Source organism: Streptococcus entericus DSM 14446 (assembly GCF_000380025.1).
GTDB classification, from domain to species: domain Bacteria; phylum Bacillota; class Bacilli; order Lactobacillales; family Streptococcaceae; genus Streptococcus; species Streptococcus entericus.
Window position 1 is genome coordinate 39,303 of record NZ_KB904157.1, and the last position, 21,114, is coordinate 60,416.

The 21,114-nt window shown below is 44.3% G+C and carries 18 protein-coding genes, 1 tRNA gene, 3 pseudogenes and 1 other annotated feature; of the genes and pseudogenes, 20 read left to right on the forward strand and 2 right to left on the reverse strand.

Going from position 1 to position 21,114, the window contains the following annotated elements:
* Positions 1-22: 22 nt before the first annotated feature.
* The 10 genes and pseudogenes from A3GW_RS0102950 to A3GW_RS0102995 all read left to right on the forward strand — a co-directional run.
* The gene (locus A3GW_RS0102950) at positions 23-295 is read left to right on the forward strand and encodes a YlxQ-related RNA-binding protein (protein ID WP_373659486.1); all 273 of its coding nucleotides are present in this window, start codon (positions 23-25) and stop codon (positions 293-295) included.
* Between the two features lie 19 nt (positions 296-314).
* Positions 315-3,197, forward strand: coding sequence for a translation initiation factor IF-2 (infB, locus tag A3GW_RS0102955; protein ID WP_018367836.1), 2,883 nt, complete (start codon positions 315-317; stop codon positions 3,195-3,197).
* Between the two features lie 179 nt (positions 3,198-3,376).
* On the forward strand, positions 3,377-3,727 hold the full coding sequence (gene rbfA, locus A3GW_RS0102960) for a 30S ribosome-binding factor RbfA (RefSeq protein ID WP_018367837.1): 351 nt from the start codon (positions 3,377-3,379) through the stop codon (positions 3,725-3,727).
* Positions 3,728-3,936: 209 nt separating this feature from the next.
* A complete protein-coding gene (locus A3GW_RS0102965; RefSeq protein ID WP_018367838.1) occupies positions 3,937-4,275 on the forward strand; it encodes a DUF6568 family protein in 339 nt (112 codons plus the stop codon).
* Between the two features lie 395 nt (positions 4,276-4,670).
* Positions 4,671-4,808, forward strand: a sequence feature (ribosomal protein L10 leader region).
* Between the two features lie 28 nt (positions 4,809-4,836).
* Positions 4,837-5,334 carry a 50S ribosomal protein L10 gene (rplJ, locus tag A3GW_RS0102970; protein WP_018367839.1) on the forward strand — a complete coding sequence of 166 codons (498 nt, stop codon included), beginning with the start codon at positions 4,837-4,839 and terminating at the stop codon, positions 5,332-5,334.
* A 64-nt stretch (positions 5,335-5,398) separates the two neighbouring features.
* Positions 5,399-5,764, forward strand: coding sequence for a 50S ribosomal protein L7/L12 (gene rplL / locus A3GW_RS0102975; RefSeq protein ID WP_018367840.1), 366 nt, complete (start codon positions 5,399-5,401; stop codon positions 5,762-5,764).
* A gap of 309 nt (positions 5,765-6,073) precedes the next feature.
* A pseudogene (locus A3GW_RS11385) lies at positions 6,074-6,548 on the forward strand (DUF7149 domain-containing protein); the annotation flags it as partial.
* 14 nt (positions 6,549-6,562) lie between these two features.
* A pseudogene (locus A3GW_RS12190) lies at positions 6,563-6,755 on the forward strand (DapH/DapD/GlmU-related protein); the annotation flags it as partial.
* A 124-nt stretch (positions 6,756-6,879) separates the two neighbouring features.
* Positions 6,880-7,401: a P-loop nucleotide/nucleoside kinase family protein gene (locus tag A3GW_RS0102990; protein ID WP_018367842.1), complete on the forward strand. Its 522-nt coding sequence runs from the start codon at positions 6,880-6,882 to the stop codon at positions 7,399-7,401.
* A 198-nt stretch (positions 7,402-7,599) separates the two neighbouring features.
* Positions 7,600-8,173: pseudogene (locus tag A3GW_RS0102995) on the forward strand (TaqI-like C-terminal specificity domain-containing protein); the annotation flags it as partial.
* A gap of 496 nt (positions 8,174-8,669) precedes the next feature.
* Here the strand turns inward: A3GW_RS0102995 and A3GW_RS0103000 are convergent.
* Together A3GW_RS0103000 and A3GW_RS0103005 are read right to left on the reverse strand one after the other, a co-directional pair.
* On the reverse strand, positions 8,670-11,333 hold the full coding sequence (locus A3GW_RS0103000) for a glycoside hydrolase family 3 N-terminal domain-containing protein (RefSeq protein ID WP_018367843.1): 2,664 nt from the start codon (positions 11,331-11,333) through the stop codon (positions 8,670-8,672).
* Positions 11,334-11,576: 243 nt separating this feature from the next.
* Positions 11,577-11,658, reverse strand: a tRNA-Leu gene (locus A3GW_RS0103005).
* A 485-nt stretch (positions 11,659-12,143) separates the two neighbouring features.
* Between A3GW_RS0103005 and rsgA the strand changes: the two genes are divergently transcribed.
* The 10 genes from rsgA to A3GW_RS0103055 form a co-directional block, all read left to right on the forward strand.
* Positions 12,144-13,016, forward strand: coding sequence for a ribosome small subunit-dependent GTPase A (rsgA, locus tag A3GW_RS0103010; protein ID WP_018367844.1), 873 nt, complete (start codon positions 12,144-12,146; stop codon positions 13,014-13,016).
* A gap of 64 nt (positions 13,017-13,080) precedes the next feature.
* Entirely contained in the window at positions 13,081-13,740 is a 660-nt protein-coding gene (rpe, locus tag A3GW_RS0103015; protein WP_018367845.1) for a ribulose-phosphate 3-epimerase, read from the forward strand.
* A complete protein-coding gene (locus A3GW_RS0103020; RefSeq protein WP_018367846.1) occupies positions 13,733-14,368 on the forward strand; it encodes a thiamine diphosphokinase in 636 nt (211 codons plus the stop codon). Before rpe ends, A3GW_RS0103020 begins: the two co-directional genes overlap by 8 nt.
* A complete protein-coding gene (locus A3GW_RS0103025; RefSeq protein WP_018367847.1) occupies positions 14,368-15,642 on the forward strand; it encodes a DNA recombination protein RmuC in 1,275 nt (424 codons plus the stop codon). The genes A3GW_RS0103020 and A3GW_RS0103025 overlap by 1 nt, the downstream gene beginning before the upstream one ends.
* Complete coding sequence (locus A3GW_RS0103030) at positions 15,632-16,570, forward strand: 3'-5' exoribonuclease YhaM family protein (protein ID WP_018367848.1); 939 nt, start codon at positions 15,632-15,634, stop codon at positions 16,568-16,570. The genes A3GW_RS0103025 and A3GW_RS0103030 overlap by 11 nt, the downstream gene beginning before the upstream one ends.
* A gap of 98 nt (positions 16,571-16,668) precedes the next feature.
* The gene (purR, locus tag A3GW_RS0103035; protein WP_018367849.1) at positions 16,669-17,487 is read left to right on the forward strand and encodes a pur operon repressor; all 819 of its coding nucleotides are present in this window, start codon (positions 16,669-16,671) and stop codon (positions 17,485-17,487) included.
* Positions 17,488-17,583: 96 nt separating this feature from the next.
* Complete coding sequence (locus A3GW_RS0103040; protein WP_018367850.1) at positions 17,584-18,018, forward strand: low molecular weight protein-tyrosine-phosphatase; 435 nt, start codon at positions 17,584-17,586, stop codon at positions 18,016-18,018.
* Positions 17,991-18,407: an MORN repeat-containing protein gene (locus tag A3GW_RS0103045; RefSeq protein ID WP_018367851.1), complete on the forward strand. Its 417-nt coding sequence runs from the start codon at positions 17,991-17,993 to the stop codon at positions 18,405-18,407. The genes A3GW_RS0103040 and A3GW_RS0103045 overlap by 28 nt, the downstream gene beginning before the upstream one ends.
* Positions 18,404-20,221: an acyltransferase family protein gene (locus tag A3GW_RS0103050; RefSeq protein WP_018367852.1), complete on the forward strand. Its 1,818-nt coding sequence runs from the start codon at positions 18,404-18,406 to the stop codon at positions 20,219-20,221. The genes A3GW_RS0103045 and A3GW_RS0103050 overlap by 4 nt, the downstream gene beginning before the upstream one ends.
* A 268-nt stretch (positions 20,222-20,489) precedes the next feature.
* Positions 20,490-21,114 (forward strand): SH3 domain-containing protein (locus A3GW_RS0103055; RefSeq protein WP_026216562.1); only part of this gene is annotated, 625 nt, incomplete at its 3' end.

A 21,114-nucleotide genomic window follows, 5' to 3' on the forward strand; every position in this document is an offset into this window, starting at 1 on the left:
GTTGCAACAACTCTTAAACCTCATGGGCTTGGCTCAGCGTGCTGGAAAACTTATCTCAGGCGAGGAATTGGTCGTCAAGGCTATCCAGACCGAGCAAGCAAGACTGGTCTTTGTGGCCAAGGATGCTAGTCAGAACCTGATCAAGACCGTGACGGATAAATGTAAATATTACGATATAGAAGTCTCAACAGTGTTTGATACGCTGGACCTTAGCAGCGCTATCGGCAGACCCAGAAAGGTTGTGGCAGTTAGTGATGCTGGATTTTCAAAGAAAATGAGGACTCTTATGGACTAAAGGACGAGGAGGACACGATTTGTCTAAAAAAAGAATTAATGAAATTGCCCGTGAAACGGGTATCAGTAACAAAGATTTAGTTGCCAAGGCTCAGGAATTGGGGCTTTCAGTCAAAAGTCATTCTAGCAGTGTGGACGAAGGTGAGGCCAAGCGCTTGATTGCAAGTTTTGGTGGGGGAGCCTCCAAGGCAACGCCAGCTCAGCCACATCAAGCAAGCTCGACAACTGATAACAAAGCGCCAGCTACTTCAGCAGCAAAACCTGTTGAAAATACTGAAGAAACCAAGCGCTCATCTAGCCAGAAAACGGTAGTTGCTCAGCCATCTACGCCGAAAGCGACCCAAGAAGCGCCAATAACGCCTAAAGTCGAACCAAAAGTAGAGCAGGCAGCAGAGAGTAAGCCGACCCCAGCTCGCCCGCAGAGCCGTAACTTCAAGGCAGAACGTGAGGCACGACAAAAGGCTGAAGCAGAGCGTCGTCAACAGGGTGGTCAGCAGCGGCATAGTGGGCAAGGCAAAGGTAACCGTCAAGAGCGAGGTCGGGACAACAAGCGTGAAGACCGTAATCAACGGGAGCGTGGGCAAGCAGGTGCACCAAACCGTGACAATCGTCGTCAGCAGGACAACCGCCGCAATGACCGCAACCAAGGACATAAGCAGGATAACCGCCAGCCAAATCGCAACGCTGCAGCGCCTCGGATTGACTTTAAGGCAAGGGCAGCAGCCCTTAAGGCTGAGCAAAATGCTGAGTATTCGCGCAATAGCGAGCAACGCTTCCGCGAGCAAGAAGAAGCCAAACGCCGCGAAGCACTAGCTTTGGAAGAGGCTCGTAAGGCACGCATGGCAGAAGAATTAGCAGCTCAAGAACGCCTCGAGCAAAGTGTGTCAACACCAAAAGCCCAGCCAGTTCCTCAGGCAGAAAAAACCGCTTCGGCTGCTCCAGACAATCGTCGTAAAAAAGCCTCTCGTCCTGAAAAATCCCGTGATTTTTCAAATGAAGACGGCCCTAAACCAACAAAAAATAAGAAAAATTGGAATCAAAACCAAGTGAGAAATCAACGAAACTCTAACTGGAACAACAGTAAGAAAAACAAAAAAGGCAAGGGTGCTCCTGCACCTGTAACAGAGCGTAAGTTCCACGAACTGCCAAAAGAATTTGAGTACACCGAAGGCATGACGGTCGCTGACATCGCTAAGCGCATCAAACGTGAGCCAGCGGAGATCGTTAAAAAGCTTTTCATGATGGGCGTGATGGCGACCCAGAACCAGTCTCTGGACGGTGACACCATTGAACTTCTTATGGTGGACTACGGCATTGAAGCCAAGGCTAAGGTTGAAGTAGACAATGCTGATATTGAACGTTTCTTTGTGGATGAAGACTACCTCAACCCTGAAAATATGGTGGAGCGCGCACCTGTCGTGACCATCATGGGACACGTTGACCATGGTAAGACCACCTTGCTTGATACGCTGCGCAATTCTCGTGTGGCAACTGGAGAAGCTGGGGGGATTACCCAGCATATTGGTGCTTATCAGATTGAGGAAAATGGCAAGAAAATCACTTTCCTTGATACGCCAGGACACGAAGCCTTCACAAGCATGCGGGCGCGCGGAGCATCAGTAACCGACATCACTATCCTGATTGTGGCAGCAGATGATGGGGTAATGCCACAAACCGTTGAAGCCATCAACCACTCTAAAGCAGCTGGCGTACCGATTATTGTGGCAATCAACAAAATTGATAAGCCTGATGCTAATCCGAGCCGTGTTATCAATGAGTTAGCAGAGCATGGCGTTATGCAGGCATCATGGGGCGGGGATTCTGAGTTTGTGGAAATCTCTGCTAAGTTTGGTAAGAATATCGACACCCTCTTAGAAACGGTGCTCTTGGTGGCTGAATTCCAAGAACTCAAGGCAGACCCAACGGTCCGTGCTATCGGTACGGTTATTGAAGCCCAGCTGGATAAAGGAAAAGGTGCTGTGGCGACCCTCTTGGTACAGCAGGGAACACTCAACGTCCAAGACCCAATCGTTGTCGGCAATACCTTTGGTCGTGTCCGTGCCATGACCAATGATTTGGGACGTCGTGTCAAGTCAGCTCTACCATCTACCCCAGTGTCCATCACTGGTCTCAACGAAACGCCGATGGCGGGTGACCATTTTGCGGTTTATGAGGATGAAAAAGCGGCGCGCGCAGCTGGTGAAGAGCGTGCTAAACGTGCCCTGCTCAAACAACGTCAAAATACCCAACGTGTCAGCCTAGAGAACCTCTTTGATACCCTCAAGGCTGGTCAGGTCAAATCTGTTAACGTCATTATCAAGGCTGATGTGCAAGGTTCGGTTGAAGCCCTTGCTAGTTCCCTCTTGAAGATTGATGTGGAAGGTGTTAAGGTCAATGTCGTTCACTCTGCTGTTGGTGCCATCAACGAGTCTGATGTGACCCTGGCGGAAGCCTCAAACGCTATCCTTATCGGTTTCAACGTTCGTCCGACTCCGCAAGCGCGTGTGCAGGCCGATACCGACGATGTAGAAATCCGTCTTCACAGCATCATCTACAAGGTTATCGAGGAAGTTGAAGATGCTATGAAGGGTATGCTTGATCCAGAATTTGAAGAGAAAATCATTGGTGAAGCCATGATTCGTGAGACCTTCAAGGTGGCTAAAATCGGCACCATCGGCGGCTTTATGGTCACTCGTGGTAAAATCCAACGTGATGCCAAGGCGCGTGTTATCCGTGACGGTGTCGTGATTCACGATGGTGCTCTTGCTAGCCTCAAACACTTCAAAGATGACGTCAAAGAACTGGGAGTTGGTCGTGAAGGTGGTTTGATGCTCGAAAACTATAATGACCTGCAAATTGATGACACCATCGAAGCCTACATCATGGAAGAGATTAAACGTTAAAAAGCCCTGCTTCTAGGGAGCTAAAAAATCAGAAAGTTGAAGCTGGAGCTTGTTGCCCATTGAACAATCAGTTGTGTAAAAATAATAAGTACCAGAACAATGACACTGTTTAAAGATGTTCCAGCTAGGCTTGTCCTAGCTGTCATCTTATCATTAAGAGAGATAGAAAGGAGCCACCTATGGCTAACCATCGTGCAGACCGTGTTGGTATGGAAGTCAAACGTGAGGTTAATGAGATTTTGCAGCGGCACATCCGTGACCCACGTGTCCAAGGCGTGACGATCACCGATGTCCAAATGTTGGGTGATTTATCCGCCGCCAAGGTCTACTATACTATTTTGTCAGATTTGGCATCGGATAATAAAAAAGCCCAAGAGGGCTTAGAAAAGGCTAAGGGGACCATTAAGCGTGAGCTAGGGAAAACCCTGACCCTCTATAAAATCCCTGACTTGACCTTCATCAAAGACGAGTCCATCGCTTATGGCAATAAAATTGACCAAATGTTACGAGATTTGGAACGTCAGGATTAGCAAAGAGAGTGGGACTCAATCGGTAATTCGGTAGAATTCGAGTTTCCCTCACCTCCGCTCAACCACTGCGTCTGACTTTGTTAACAATAACAAGAAAGGAAGGCTGGGACTGTTGTCCCAGCCTCTTTTGGGCTTTTCTGGCGTAGCAGATAATTGAACTTGGCTGAAAATCTTGCTATAATGTGGTATCATTTTAAGGAGGACAGGACATGTCATTTGAACAAGCTGTCAAACAGTTTACACCAGTAACAGCCCAAGAGTTGGAAAAACTGATTCAAACAGAAGAGAAAGTTATTGCCTTTATTGGGCGTCCAACTTGCCCATATTGTCAACGTTTTGCACCAAAATTGGCGCAGACCCAAGCTGACACTAACGCGTCAATTTACTTTGTAGATAGCAGCAATGTGTCTGATGCTGCTTTGCAAGACTTGCGTGCTAAATATGGCGTGAAAACAGTGCCAGGGCTCTTGGTTGCCACCCAGCAAGACGTTAAGGTGGTTTGTGATTCTTCCCTCTCTGTGGCAGAGATTACAGCCTTTATGGCATAGATAATAACTGATGACAGTAAGAGCGAGTGGGGACTAATCATAGTTTGTCAGAACGCCATTTCTTTCACTCTCGCCTTGCCTAACTGAACAGTCAGGATGGTTGTTGAGCGGTTGCTTTGCAAGTCTAGAGCTGGCAAAACAAGACGTGCTCCTAACTGCTCTATCTGGCTTATTTGAACATCACATGAAGAGACTGGGACTGCTGTTTTAGTCTTTTTATGTTTGGTAATTGCATGCTTGTGGGATGTATTGGTCGAATTAGGCTGGCAACTGGATTTCTCTCAACACTCATCTGCCATTATCTGCTTATCATCCTTAAACTGGTCTATCTATACAGTATAAAAAAATTGTCTTAAATCCTTGACAGAACCCTTAGATTGTGATAACCTATTAGAGGTTTTGAATAAAACTGACCTAAGACAGCAGGGGAGTCTAACTCATAAACATCCTGCCGAGGCACAAAAACGTGATAAAATCGTCTACGTATTTGTACTTTCGTGTCTGGGTTTGGATGCGATTTTTTCGTTTCCAACCAAAAATAAAAACGGAGGTAAAACACTAATGAGTCAAGCAAATATTGCTAAAAAAGCAGAACTCGTTGAAGTTTATGCTGAGAAGATGAAAGCTGCAGCCTCAATCGTTGTGGTTGATGCGCGTGGTTTGACTGTTGAGCAGGATACTGTTCTTCGTCGTAATCTTCGTGGCGCTGACGTTGAGTATAAAGTTGTGAAAAACTCTATCTTGCGTCGTGCTGCAGAAGCTGCTGGTCTTGAAGGATTGGCTGACGTTTTCGTTGGTCCAACAGCTATCGCTTTTTCTAACGAAGATGTGATTGCACCAGCTAAAACACTTCATGATTTTGCGAAAACAGCTGATGCTCTTGAAATCAAGGGTGGTGTCATTGAAGGTGCGGTTGCTTCTAAAGAAGAAATCGTTGCACTTGCGACCCTGCCAAACCGCGAAGGATTGCTGTCTATGCTCCTTTCAGTACTTCAAGCACCAGTTCGCAACGTTGCACTTGCTGTCAAAGCAGTTGCAGAAAGCAAAGACGCTGCTTAATCTTAGCAGCCTAATCGTGACCTTGTCACAACCTATTTAAAAACATATTTTGGAGGAATCTACAATGGCATTGAACATTGAAAACATTATTGCTGAAATCAAAGAAGCTTCAATCCTTGAGCTTAACGACCTTGTAAAAGCTATCGAAGAGGAGTTTGGCGTTACTGCTGCTGCTCCAGTTGCAGTTGCAGCTGCTGGTGGTGCTGCTGAAGAAGCTAAAGATTCATTCGACGTTGAATTGACATCTGCTGGTGACAAAAAAGTTGGCGTTATCAAAGTTGTTCGCGAAATCACAGGTCTTGGTCTTAAAGAAGCTAAAGAGCTTGTTGATGGAGCACCTGCACTTGTTAAAGAAGGTGTTAACGCAGCAGAAGCTGAAGAGCTTAAAGCTAAATTGGAAGAAGCAGGCGCTTCAGTTACGCTTAAATAATAGAGTATCGCAATTTGATTGCGGAACCCTAGCATAGCAAGTTTTGACGTGTTTTCAAAACGATTAAAATAGAGGGGAATGATTTCATTCCCTCCAAAACCCCATCAAGATTTAATCTTGGTGGGGTTTTATTTTTTGTAAAAATTCATGGTATAATATGTATGAATATCGCTAAGGGTACCCTTAGTCTATTGCTTACACAATAGATCAATACTATCAGCTCTTAGATAAATCTGCTTAGGAGTCTATTTCATGGCAATAAAGGGAATTACATTAAAAGAGAGTATGAATCGCTCTGTTTAAGCAATTATGCAACTTGATGAAGAGAAAGATGTATTTGCAAAGAAACTAATCAGCTATTTAACTCATTTATATGATAAGGCAGATGAATCTGAGGAGTACCAAAAAAATCTTCTTAAAGTATTTTTGGAAGGAATTATGCCCCATAATTTCATTAATACTTCCAGTAGAAAAGTTTGTCTAATAAAGCAGAGATGATGACGACGGATAGAATCAATGCTAAAGCTTTTCAAGAAATAATTGCTTATTATCTATATGAACGACTTTTTGAAAAAATCTTGAAGTTAAGAAGTGTATCATCACAAACGGTCTATCTTGGTTTATAGTAGAAGCTAAAGAGTTTGAAAAACATTTCTTTAAGAATGGAAAATTAGTTGATCTGGTAACAAAATTTAGGAATAATCAACTGTCCAGCAATAGAACTGATTTTCTCTACTCACAAGTAATTGCACCTGAAATTGACAAAGCGATTGAAAAAGGAATGCGCCTATAGCATCGGATATGCCATTCAAGGGTGATACTGTAATTGGTAATGATGTGTGGATCGGGCAGAATGCAGTAATCCTTCCAGGAGTAAATATCGGGGACGGTGCTATCATCGGAGCCAATAGTGTTGTCGGCAGTAATGTTGCTCCGTATACAATAGTGGTGGGAAATCCGGCAAAAGTCATAAGAAAACGATTTGATGAAGAATTGATTGACCTGATGCTCCGTTTCAAATGGTGGGATAAAAGTATCAGAGAAATCAATAGCCTTATTCCAATCTTAACGTGCAGTGATTTGGAAAAGGTTAGAGAGGAATTGAAGGCAAAACTATGATCATACTGATAACAGGCGCATCACACACCGGAAAAACGCTTCTGGCACAGAAGATGCTCGAAAAATACCATTACCCGTATCTGTCAATTGATCATCTGAAAATGGGACTGTTCCGCAGCGGGAATACCAATCTCACGCCGGAGGACGATGATCTTACAACTTATCTTTGGCCGATTATCCGGGAAATGATAAAGACCGCAATCGAGAATAAGCAAAACCTGATTGTGGAGGGCTGCTATATTCCGTTTGATTGGAGAAAGGATTTTGATGAGACATATTTGCTCTCTATTAAATTCATCTGCCTTGCGATGACGGACGCATATATTGATGCCCATTTCCACGAGATAAAGAAATATGGGTCTGTAATAGAATCGAGGTTGGATGATACTGACTGTAAAATTGACAGTTTGAAAAAAGATAATCGTATTTACATTGAGGGATATGCACGAAGCGGTGAGCAAGTCACACTCATTGATACGGATTACGATCCGACAATTCAGACTTTATTTCAAGGTTAAATCCAGTTCCACGAGGAGAATGCAATGTACGCACAGGCAGCGATAAAACCGAATACCTTACTCCGTAACGGTGCATACGGCATCGTTATGAGAGGTGTGCAAAAATGCACCTGTGCGGGTGCATCGTTAAGGGGTAGAAATTCCGCTCCGCTATGTTGTATCAAATTAGACACGGCAACAGACCCAACGGTTGGATCTGGTCACTTCCTTGTCATTGGGAATCCGCCTTATATCTTTGCTCGTAATCAGTCCTTTACAGATGAGATGAAAGCCTACTATTCAAGGACTTATCAAGTAAGTGAATACCAAACCAATACCTATACTATTTTTATGGAATTGGCTTATCAACTTTTGCGTAAAGGCGGGATATTCTCCTATGCTGTTGAAGCTGTTTATACTGATAGTAATGTTATCAATGATTTGAACTCAATGATTATCACAGATATTCAGGTCGATCCTTTCTACCTCTTGGGCATTTTGAACTCTCGCTTGCTCTCTCCTTGGTTTTTCATGAAATTTGATAAATTCCAACGTCGTCTTTTCCCACAGTTCAAAGTTAATGAACTTGGAGCATTCCCAATTCCAGATGCTACCGATACGCAGCAAGAAGAAGTAGCACAAGCTGTTGAGCAACTGATGGAGGAGATGAAGAAAGAGTCTCCTGGCATTGAAAAAGTAAATCATCTTAATCTGGTGATAGGATGACCTGGTTATGGACTTGTTTGATTTGACTGAGGAGGAAAAACAAATAGTAAGAAATTTTGAAGTATAGGAGGCAGGATGTCTTTTTCCGTGTGTCTGAGGCCTGCTTTGTCAATCAAAGAAACTCTAGAACAACCTGACCAATCATTTTGGCAAGTCAGAGGGGGTTAAGGATAAGCTCACGCAGACGCTTGGCATGGCAGAGCTGGCACGACTGTCTGTGATGAAACTATGCTCCTAGCTAACTTTGCTAGATTCTTCGATGTTACGCAAGAAGCAAGATGATAGATTTGACTAACTGTCCTTTTTAAGGGCAGTTTTTTGCTCTATAACTAATCCAAAAACGACCTCAACAGATGACAAGTCATCAAAAATCTAATGAGCATCCTAAACTACTACCTTGTCCAAAACTTTTGGGTAGATTCTCGTGAATAGTCTTGAGTGTGTAGTTAATTGCTCCTTAATACGAATAGCTTGAGAAAAAAGACAGCACCAACCCAAATCGAATTTAGGCAAGTGCTACCTTTTTATTTATGAAATTACCATAATGTTAAGCAATCTCTAGCTCAATTAACGATTTTTCTTTTTCTCTTCAGCAACATAAATGATAGAAGGCTTGCAAATCCAGTCAATGTGAAGAAGTGGGTTTGTTTCTCACCTGTTTTTGGCAAGACTTCTTGTGCATTTTCTTTATTACGGTTTATTTCTTCTCTAGCTGATGCAGCGACTGGTGTGAGACTAAAATTATTATGATTTTTAACTAAGTTTTTATCAGATGACATCGTGTCATGTGCTGGATTTATTGGGCGATCGACTGTGACATCAGAAGTGGTAAGTACAGAGTGGTCTTGGAAGGCGGAAGAACCTAGTCCAAATACTCGACCCAGCTTATCGACAAGATTAATGGCTATAATTGGGATAATTTTACCATTTAGTTTAGATTTTGCGATTAGAGAGATATCCGAGAGATCGTTAGCTTTTCGGTTGATGACGATAGTATCGCCTTCTACAGAAAAATCATCCTGGCTTATAATCTCAATATCGTTTTGGTTGAATTGAATGTGTAATTGGTATGGCCCTTTCTCAATGCCTTTTAGGTCACCTAGATGGATACCGATAGGAAATGCTTCATTAGTCTTGGCTGCTTTTGGTAGAATTAGTGAAATTCCTTTAGCAGGTTCATCATAAGTTAGTCCGAATCCAATTGGATAAGCAATTTGGTCGGTACTTAATAAACCATTTTGAACGACAGGTATAGCAACAGGTAGAGTTCCTTTATGCTCTAGACCGTCAAAGATTACTTCTACACCGGCGGTAATATTAGGTCCAAAAGCATTGTCTGGGCGGAGGGCTTCCGTCGGGTCCATGCCTTTATTGCCATAAACGGCGACGATTGCTTTAGCTGAAGGGTAGTTAGCAACATCGTAAGGTTTTGAGATGCTCATCACGACGGCAGGTTTCCCTGATTTATTAGCATAATCAATGACTTCAGTAGGAACTCTTGTCAACCAATGATCACTGGCCAAGTGAGATTCACGTCCAATTTCAGAAATAACGACAATATGTGTGGCTTTCTCCAAGCTTTCCTTAAGACTGTCAGCACTACTTTTAGCATCATATCTTACCGATTCAAAAGTGACTTCTTTAGGAATTACCCCATCCGCTTGTAAGCGTCTCATCCCAAGAGTTAGTCCAGGCAGTTCATTATTATATGCTCCGAGAAGTAAAACATGATGACCATCTGAAACTTTAAATGGAAGCACAGTGTCGTCATTTTTTACAACTGTGACGGCACTAGCTGCTATTTTTCTCTCCAGACTTCTGTTCAGGTCCGATCCTACTGCTGCTCTTGCTGCTTCAGAAGTCCTAGCAGTGAGGTCAAAGTCTAGAATACCTCGCTTAGCTTTTAATTTTAGGATACGCCGCACGGAAGCATCTATAGCACTTTGAGTAATGTCTCCTCTAATCACCGCTGCTTCAATATCGCTGATAATTTGATCAATTTTGGTTAAATCAGCTTTACTGCGCAATATTGTAGGCATCAGAACAATATCGACACCTGCATTAATTGCCATAATTGCAGCTTCGGACTCACCAAAATTTTTTGATATAGCATCCATATTCATGGCATCTGTCACGATCACACCATCATAACCATACTGATTACGGACAATGCCAGTTAAAATATCATCTGACAAGGTCGCAGGAATATGAATTTTTTCTCCGGTAGTTTTTGACACGTAGGTGTCTTTTTCGATTTGCGGATACTGGATATGGGCTGTCATAACCATGTCAACCCCAGCTTCCATTGAGGCTTTGAACGGTGCCAGCTCTAAGGCGTTTAATTCTTCTATGGATTTATCAACTAATGGCAATCCAGTGTGAGAATCAACTGCAGTGTCCCCGTGTCCTGGGAAGTGTTTTGCAGCCACAGCGACATTGTAAGACTGAATACCATTCATGAGTGGTATTCCGAGAGTAGCAACGAGATTTGGATCTGAAGAAAAAGAGCGTAGACCAATAACAGGGTTCTGTGGATTGTTGTTTGTGTCTAGAACAGGAGCAAAGTCGACGTTTATTCCAAGAGCAGAAAGTTCTCTCCCAATAATCTCACCTGCTTGTCTAGCAAGTTCGGGGTCACGGGTAGCTCCAAGGGCCATATTACCAGGTAGAGCTGTCCCAGAGCCCAATCGGTAAACGATACCTCCTTCTTGGTCGATAGCAATTAACAGAGGGATGTTGCCGTTGTCAGCTTCATTTTTGATAGCCGCAGCTTGCATAGCCTGAGTTAATTGGAGAGTTTGTTCCGTTTCTTTAACATTCTCCGCAAAGAGAATTACCCCCCCAAAGTCATAGTTATCGATGACTTCAGCAATTTCTGCATTAACAGCGGTTAAATCTGTCGCAATATCAGAACCTTCAGATTGCCATTTACGGAAATCAGGCATTAGCATTTGGCTAATTTTTTGCCGATTAGTCATATGATTAACCAAATCTGTTACTTCTGCCTCATCACTAACATCTTGGCTAATTAAATTATCAGCTGATGAAGTGTCATTTTCCTTGTTCTGAACGGCAGGTGTCTCCGATTGATTAACTGTTGTTGTCGCACTGCTCTCCGCTGAATTCGCGACAGGGTAAGTTACGCTGGTATCTGCTTGGACAGAGGATAGATTGCTACTAGCCATAGCCAATGTAATACCAGCCAGATATAAGTAACGATGCTTCATGATTATACCTCCTAAAGAAAGCCTTTTCAAAGCAATTATACCTAAGGAAAAGAAAAATGTCAACGCTTACTTTTTGGTGCTTTTTAGTTGAAGCTGAGCAGGGGCAAATCAGGTAGGTATTTTCAAATAATGCCGCAGAGCATTTACAGAAAATTCTTTTCTAAAAAGTTCAAGGAAAAGAAAAAAGTTGAAGGACAGCACTTGAAACGTTTCTGTCTTCAACTCAGTAATTGTCTAAAGAAATGCGGAGGAAGGGATTTGAACCCTCACACCCTACGGGCACATGCGCCTGAAGCATGCGTGTCTGCCGTTCCACCACCTCCGCAGGTGATATAACTATCTTAGCTGATTTTATGAAAAAAATCAAGCCTTAGGCAGAACTTTTTTAACCTTCCTAGTCGTTCAGTGGCAGTTTTCCAGAGTGAACGAGGGAATGGGACAAAAATCGATAACCCAAAGAGGTCGATGTTGCTGTTCCACCCTCGCAAAGTTGAGCAGGGCTGTAACAGCTGATAGTATAAGCGTATTAGGGAGGAGAGTTGCTTTGCAACTCACGATTCCCCACCTTCAAGGCTCAAGCACCTTGAAGCATTCAGCAGTGGTTCATTGGCGTTGAAGCACATAATGAGCTGTTCAGTGGCAGCTCTAAAACTGGCCAAGCCAGTAAAAGTTGCTTCCGACCACTGCGTATTGCAAGTAATACCTTATCAACGTTTAAGTTGGAGACTTTTGTCCCAGCTCCAGTAACTATCTATAGTAGAGCCATTTGATAAAGTATGGTATAATAAAAACAAAAACAGAGGAGTTCATTTGCGAGGAAGAATTATCAAGGCCTTGGCAGGTTTTTACTATGTTGAGGCAGACGGACAGGTTTATCAAACTAGAGCGCGTGGCAATTTTAGAAAGACAGGACAGACGCCTTATGTAGGCGATTGGGTTGACTTTTCTGCTGAGGAGCAGTCAGAGGGTTATATCCTAGCCATCGAGGATCGTCATAACGCTTTGGTGCGTCCACCTATCGTCAACATTGATCAGGCGGTCGTTATCATGTCGGCGCGTGAGCCTGACTTCAATCCTAACCTGCTGGATCGCTTTTTGGTGCTTTTGGAGCACAAGCAGATTCACCCCATCATTTACATCACCAAGCTGGATTTAGTTGGGGAAATGGCAGAGCTGGACGAGATTCGCAGGCAGTATGAGAAGATAGGTTATGAGGTCTGCTATAGTGTCGAGGAGCTAGCGCCTCTTCTGACTAATCAGGTGACGGTCTTTATGGGACAAACTGGAGTGGGCAAGTCTACTCTACTCAATAAAATTGCCCCAGATTTGAAGCTCGAAACAGGTGAGATTTCAGGTAGTCTGGGTCGAGGACGCCACACTACGCGAGCGGTCAGTTTTTATGATGTCTTCGGTGGCAAGATTGCGGATACCCCAGGTTTCTCCTCCCTCGACTATCAAGTGACCACTAGCGAAGACCTCAACCAGGCCTTTCCAGACATCTCAAAGGTCAGCCAGTCTTGCAAGTTTCGCACCTGTACCCATACCCATGAGCCAGCCTGTGCCGTGAAACCGGCAGTAGCAGCTGGTGACATCTGGCAGGTTAGGTATGATAACTACTTGCAACTGCTCAGCGAAATTGACAACCGCCGTGAAACTTACAAAAAAGTTGCTAAGAAAAAATAAATGACATATCCTTGTCTCCTTTTTAAACCCGTTGTTCCCATATCCATGTAGAAAGAGGTAACCCATGTCTTCTTACAAAATTGCCCCATCCATCCTAGCTGCTGACTACGCCAATTTTGCCAGTGAATTGCAGCGCATTGAGAAAAGCGGTGCAGACTATGTCCACATCGACCTCATGGACGGTCAGTTTGTGCCCAATATTAGTTTTGGGACGGATGTTGTTGCCAGTATGCGCAAACACAGCAAGCTGGTCTTTGATGTCCACCTCATGGTGGTTAATCCAGAGCGCTATGTGGAGGCCTGCGCCCAAGCAGGGACAGATATTATGACCATCCACACTGAGAGCACTACCCACATTCATGGTGCACTGCAAAAAATCAAGGCAGCGGGTATGAAGGCTGGTGTGGTCATTAACCCTGGCACGCCAGTTGAAGCCCTCTTTCCTGTGCTAGAGTTGGTCGATCAGGTGCTCATCATGACGGTTAACCCAGGGTTTGGTGGTCAAGCCTTTATTCCAGAAACCATGTCCAAAGTCGTTCGCATCGCAAAAGAGCGTGCTCGCCTTGGCTTGAGCTTTGATATCGAGGTGGACGGAGGCATTGATGATCAGACCATTGCCCTAGCCAAAGAAGCAGGCGCCAACGTCTTTGTTGCGGGTTCCTACCTGTTCAAGCAAGACCTGACAGCTGGTGTCGCTCGCCTGCGTGAGGTGCTAGATGCCTAGGATTGCCCTCTGCTTGGGTGGTCAGCCGACTCTTGTGCCACGCACCTTTGATGCCTATGTCGGTGTTGACCGAGCCTGTCTCTTTCTTTTAGAACATGGGCTGGCGCTGGATATGGCAGTGGGGGATTTTGATTCGGTGACAGCAGAAGAGCTTGCGACCATCAAACATCATGCTCTGATACTTCATCAAGCGCCGGCTGAAAAGAACGACACGGATGCTGAACTCGCCCTCAAACTAATTTTTGCCCAATACCCGACAGCTGAAGTGACAATTTTTGGTGCCTTTGGTGGGCGACTGGACCATGAATTGTCCAATCTCTTCTTGCCCAGCGACCCAGAGCTTGCGCCCTACATGCAGCAACTGGTTTTGGTCGATGACCTGAACCGTGTCCAGTTTTTCCCGGCTGGAAGCCATGAGGTCACACAGGCAGAAGGGATGACCTATCTTGCTTTTATGGCATCAGGCGAGGGACAATTCACCATTCAAGGAGCTAAATACGAGATGACGCGCAGCACATTTTTCCAAAAGAAAGTCTATAGTAGCAATGAATTTTTGGGACAGCCCGTTCGCTTTAGCCTAGATGAAGGGTATGCGGTGGTGATTCAATCCCGAGATAGGAGGGCGTGATGGCTCTGTTGACCCTTGTCATGGTGGTTTTGGTGTTGTTGGTGCTGATTATCGTTCTCTGGCAGCAACGGCAACAGCAAGATCAACTCATCAAAACTTTAGAGAACCAAGCCGATAACCTCTCAGACCAACTGACTTATCTAATTGACATGGCAGGAAAAAATCAGCTCCTTGCCCAACAGGAGCAGTTGCTCCGCCTGCAAGATGGGCTTTATCAGCAATCTAGTGACCTACGAGAAGCCTTATACGATAATTTAACAGCCAGTCGCAATCAGACGGATCACCGCTTGGAGCAGCTGCAGACCCAGCTGACACTTGCTATTAAAGATTTGCAGACCTCTAATGAGCATCGCTTGGAAGATATGCGCCAAACGGTATCTGAAAAACTCGATCAAACCCTCAATCAACGCTTGCAGACCTCCTTTGAGACGGTATCCAAGCAGCTGGAGAGTGTCAATCAAGGTCTGGGGGAAATGAAGACAGTGGCGCGTGATGTTGGTAGCCTGAGCAAGGTGTTATCAGGTAGCAAGACACGGGGGATTCTTGGAGAAATTCAACTGGCTCAGATTATTGAGGATATGCTGACCCCTAGCCAATACGAACGTGAGTTTGCAACGGTATCAGGTTCTAGCGAGCGAGTCGAATATGCGATTAAACTCCCTGGCCAAGCATCAGACACTCCAGTCTATCTGCCCATCGATGCCAAGTTTCCGCTAGAAGACTATTACCGTCTGGAAGAGGCCTATGAACTGGCTGACCGTGACGGTATCGACCAACACCGCAAAGCCCTGCTGGCCAGCGTCAAACGCTTTGCCAAGGATATTCAAAAAAAATACCTGAACCCGCCTGAAACGACCCAGTTTGGGATTCTCTTTTTACCGACGGAAGGTCTCTATGCCGAGGTGGTTAGGCAGGCTGATTTCTTTGACCGCTTGCGACGGGAGGAGCAGATTTTGGTGGCTGGCCCATCGACCTTATCGGCTCTACTGAACGCCCTATCAGTTGGTTTTAAGACCCTCAATATCCAAAAAAACGCGGATGACATCAGTAAGGTCTTGGGCAATGTCAAGACCGAATTTGGGAAGTTTTCTGGGCTTTTAAGTAAGGCGCAAAAACAGCTCAATACCGCCAGTCGTACCTTGGACAGCGTCTTGACCACCAGGACCAACGCTATCGTGCGTGCTCTGACCACCATTGAGGCCTATCAAGACAGTCAGACCCAGTCGCTACTTGATTTGCCCCTTTTAGAAGATGAGGAAGATAATGAAGATTAATCAAATGAAAAAGGATGAGATTTTTACTGGTTTCTATCTCATCAAATCGGCTGACGTCAGAAAGACGCGGGCAGGCAAAGATTATATTGCCTTGACCTTTCAAGATGATACTGGAGAAATTTCAGGCAACCTCTGGGATGCCCAACCCTACAATATCGAAACGTTTACCACAGGACGTGTGGTAAAAGTCAAAGGACGCAGAGAAGTTTACAATGGGATGCCTCAGGTCAATCAGCTCGTCATGCGGTTGCCAAAAGATGGTGAGCCGAGTGATCCTGCTGACTTTAAGGAGAAATCACCAGTTGACTCTGCGGATGTTCGTGATTATCTGGAGCAGATGCTCTTTAAAATTGAAAATGCGACTTGGCAACGCATCGTTCGTGCCCTATACCGCAAGTACAACAAAGAATTTTTTACCTACCCTGCTGCAAAGACCAATCACCATGCCTTTGAGGCAGGTTTGGCCTACCATACAGCGACCATGGTTCGCTTGGCAGAGGCGATTGGGGATATTTACCCTGCACTCAACAAGAGCTTGCTCTATGCTGGGGTAATGCTCCATGATCTGGCTAAGGTTATCGAGTTAACTGGTCCTGACAATACGGAGTATACTATCAGGGGGAATTTGATTGGGCATATTGCCCTGGTCAATGAAGAAATTACCAAGATTATCACTGAACTAAACATCGATGATACTAAAGAAGATGTGACGGTACTCCGCCATGTTCTGCTCAGTCACCATGGGCAGTTGGAGTATGGCAGTCCTGTTCGTCCAAAGATTATGGAGGCAGAAATCCTCCATATGATTGATAATATCGATGCGGAGATGATGATGATGACAACAGCTCTCAATCGCATTGAACCAGGTGAAATGACAGCAAAAATCTTTGCCATGGATAATCGATCCTTTTACAAACCACGATTTTAAGACGAATACCAAGAGAGACGGGCAATTTGAGCAAAAATGTTCGTCTTTTCTTTTGAATTATGATATAATGGGGAAAACATGAAAAGGTGGCTAATAACATGAAAATAAAACGCAGTGAACGTATGGTTGTCATCTCCAACTATTTGATTAACAACCCCTATAAATTAACCGGTCTGAATGTTTTTGCTGAAAAATATGAAGCAGCAAAATCATCAATCTCTGAGGATATTTCCATCATTAAAAGAGCTTTTGAAAGCAGTGGCATTGGTGAGGTGGAGACCGTTACTGGTGCGGCTGGGGGTGTCATTTTTACACCGACGATTTCAGAAGAAGAAGCCCGTCAAACAGCTTTAGAGCTGTGCGAGCGCTTGTCAGAAAGCAATCGGATTCTTCCTGGAGGCTACATCTACCTATCTGATCTATTGAGCACACCAAAACTCCTGAGAAATATCGGGCGTATCATTGCTCATAGCTTCAAAGGAGAAAAGATTGATGCGGTCATGACGGTTGCGACCAAAGGGGTGCCTTTAGCTAATGCTGTGGCCAATGTCCTTAATGTGCCTTTTGTTATCGTTCGTCGTGACCTCAAAATCACAGAAGGGTCAACGGTCAGTGTTAACTACGTTAGTGGTTCAAGTGGAGACCGTATCGAAAAAATGTTCTTGTCCAAACGTAGCCTAGCGCCAGGTAGCCGTGTCTTGATTGTTGATGATTTCTTAAAAGGCGGCGGGACAATCTCAGGTATGGCCAGCTTATTGGAAGAGTTTGACTCAACCTTGGTTGGAGTGGCTGTTTTTGCAGACAATACCCAAGAACACCGTGAGCACTTCACTTATAAATCGTTGCTTAGTGTGTCTAGCATTGATGTCAAATCACATACCGTCAAGGTGGAACTTGGCAATATCTTTGACCAATGAGGTTATCATCCCTTATGAGTATTCAACTGATAAGGGTGTTTCTTGTTTCCCTATATTAGTCGGGGTTGATCTCGTATGTTACGGAGGTAGTAGTAAATGAAAGTGGCGTTTGTTTGTCTTGGCAATATCTGTCGTAGTCCGATGGCGGAGTTTGTGATGAAACAGCTGGCGCAAGACCATGACCATCATCTGACGGTTGTCAGTCGTGCCACATCAAGCTGGGAGCATGGTAACCCAATTCATCAGGGCACCCAAGACACGCTTAATCGTTACGGCGTGCCTTATGACACTCACAAAACATCGCAGCAGATTAGTCTTGCAGACTTGGAAGACTATGATGTGGTGATTGGGATGGACGACCAAAATGTCATTGATTTGAAAAAGCTTTCGGCAGGTCGCTACGATGACAAAATCTTTCTCTTCTGCGATGGCGGAGTTCCTGACCCTTGGTACACAGGCGATTTTGAAGAGACTTATCACTTAGTAACAAGGGGGTGCCAATCATGGTTGGACAGATTAAAGAACAACTAAACCGAATAGCTAAAACCCAATCGTTTGACCGTCCTTTGTTAGAAAAACTAGCCTTTCTATTTGTCTTCTTGATGAGCCTAACCCTTCTGATGGCAACGGTTAGTCGAAAAACAGAGCTCACTCTTGACGATGGGCGCTTAATTTACGTTGGTGATGTCCAAAACCATCGCTTAAATGGCTATGGCGAGCTGACTTATGAAAATGGTGATTCTTATAAAGGGCAGTTTAAAAACGGCGTCTTTCACGGCGAAGGCACCTTTGTTTCTCATTTGGGTTGGACTTACAAAGGGGAGTTCAAAAACGGTCAGGCAGATGGTAAAGGAGTCTTAAACACTGAGGATAAAGCTGTTTATGACGGCACATTTAAACAAGGGATTTATCAAAAATGAAGATAAAATGGTTTTCAATCATACGAGTGGTCGGTCTCCTCTTGGTCTTGGCTTATCACTTCTTTCAAAAGCAATTTTCAGGTGGATTTATAGGGGTTGACCTCTTTTTCACCTTTTCTGGCTATCTGGTCACAGCTGTTTTTATCGATGAGTTTAGTCAAACCGGGCAGATTGACTTAGCAAGTTTTGCTAGACGACGGCTCTACAGAATTTTGCCGCCGTTGGTCTTATCTATTTTAGTCACCTTGCCTTTCACGCTACTGGTTAGACGAGACTTTGTCGCCAGTATCGGGCGTCAGGTGGCGGCAGCCCTAGGATTTATAACCAATTTTTATGAAATCCTAACAGGTGGCAATTACGAAGCACAATTTATTCCGCATTTATTTGTCCATACGTGGAGTTTGGCTATTGAGGTTCAATTCTACCTGTTCTGGGGATTATTGGTTTGGTTCTTATCACGACGAGAAACACGTATTAACCGACTGAGGGGGAGCTTATTTCTCTTGTCTGCTTGTTTATCGCTGGTGACATTTTCAAGCATGTTTATCAGTAGCTTCTTTGTGACTAACTACTCCACCATTTACTTTTCTAGCCTGACTCATGTTTTTCCCTTCTTTTTAGGGGCTTGTTTGGCAACACTGATAGGATTGCTCGAGACGACAGCTTTTTACAGACGCCTGAGCCAACGGCTTAAAAAACAAGAGTTAGCCTTGCTGGCAACGGGAGCTGGTCTCGTTCTTCTTCTATTGGGTCTATTTTTGGACTTTAATCATATTTTTTCTTATTTATTTGGTTTTCTCTTGTCTAGTTTGGCAACTCTTGTCTTGATTGTGGTTTGTCGCATTTGGAGTGACCGAACGCCAGACGGAGTCAATGAGCCTCCTGTGCTCAGTTTTTTAGCTAACATCAGCTATGGTGTTTATCTTTTTCATTGGCCACTGTACAATATCTTTAAAGAAGTAATGCCAAATCTGTTAGCTGTTTTACTCACGACTGCTTTATCACTGATTTTTGCCAGTGCTTCATTTTACCTTCTTGAGCCTTGGTTAGCAGGGCGGCAAGCAAAAATCTGGGGTCAAGTCATTGATATCGCTCCTTATCGTCGCTGGTTGCAAGGATGTCTTGCGGTATTTACAGCAGTTGCCTTGCTCATTATCAGCTTTGCCCCTGCTACTGGTGACTTTGAGCGGCAGATGATGGTCGATAACCTGCATCAGGCAGCGACGCAACTGCAACAGACACGCACTCTTGCTGGACAAGAAAAAGCATCTAAATATGATATCACAGAAGGCGTAACTATCATTGGGGACTCAGTTACCTTGCGGGCGAGCAAATCAATCACGGAAGCACTTCCTGAAGCTCTTGTCGATGCCCAAGGGAGCCGCAACCTCGCACAAGCCAATGAGATTGTTGCTAACCATATTGCTAACGGCAGTTTAACAAAGTATCTTGTCATTGGAACGGGTGTTAATATTATCTATAATTATCAGGAGGAGCTTGACCGACTGGTAGAACAATTGCCAAAAGGTTACCACTTAATCTTAATAACGCCTTATGACGGTAACTCAGCGACATATGATAATCCTGTTGCGCAAAAAACTCGTGATTATGAACTAACGCTAGCCAAGACATATGATTTTATTACCTTGGCTGACTGGCACCAGACCGCTTTGTCAAATCCAGATATTTGGGTGGGTAGTGATAATATCCACTTCGGAGGTGATGGGGACGGCATTGTAAAAGGTGCGACGCTTTACGCTCAAACGATTCAAAAAGCAATTGAGGAAGCTAAAACAAAACCGGTCAAAAATTGATTTCAGCCTTTCAAATAAAACCGGCTACTTATCAACTGTAGTGGGTTAAACACGCCTAGCACCGAGAGAGGACAATTGTGTTCTTCTCTCGTTTTATATTTAAAGCAATGAAAATGCGAGTTTTAAAGTTTTTATTTTCAGAAGTCGAATGTTTTCATTCTTAATGATGTGGATAAAATTGTTTGTAGTTTCAATTTACGAATAAAAAATTATAAAGCCAGTCGCATAATTGAGGCTTATATGCTATAATAAATTCAGGAGGATGATCATGAAAAATCAACGTAAGAAGTTCTACTTGACAATTCCTGTTTTTCTGGGAATGCTATTGGCTTCTGGTAAAGTAGCCGCTAATGAAACATCCGTAGAGCAACCACCCGTACCACCAACCACCGAACCCTCTCAGGCAACAACTATAACGCCTGCTGAATCAAGTACTGTTAGTGAGACGACACCTACGGCCGAAGCTAGTCCTGCTATTGCAGTTCGTGCTGCTGTTGAGACCAGCGCAACTACTCCTGCTTCCCAAGTGTCAGAGGAAAGTTTACCATCTAGTGGGACTTATACCTTTACTGAGCGAGTTGGGGTCAAGAGCGAGCCTAAGATGTCAGCACCAGACCGCGACTACTACACTGCAGGTGAAAAAGCCAACTATGACAAAACTGTCGAGAACGACAACCATCTGTGGATCAGTTACGTCAGCTACTCTGGCAGTCGTAGTTATGTCCCTGTAAAAGAACTAGGAACACCAACTGCCTCAACACCGACTGAAACAGCCAAACCCGTTGCCGAGAAGGCACTAGCCAAGGTCGAAGTGGTCGGCTATGACGAGTATAAAACCAACTTTACCATCAAGGTCACAGGCACACCTGACACCAAGCAGATTGCCCATGTGC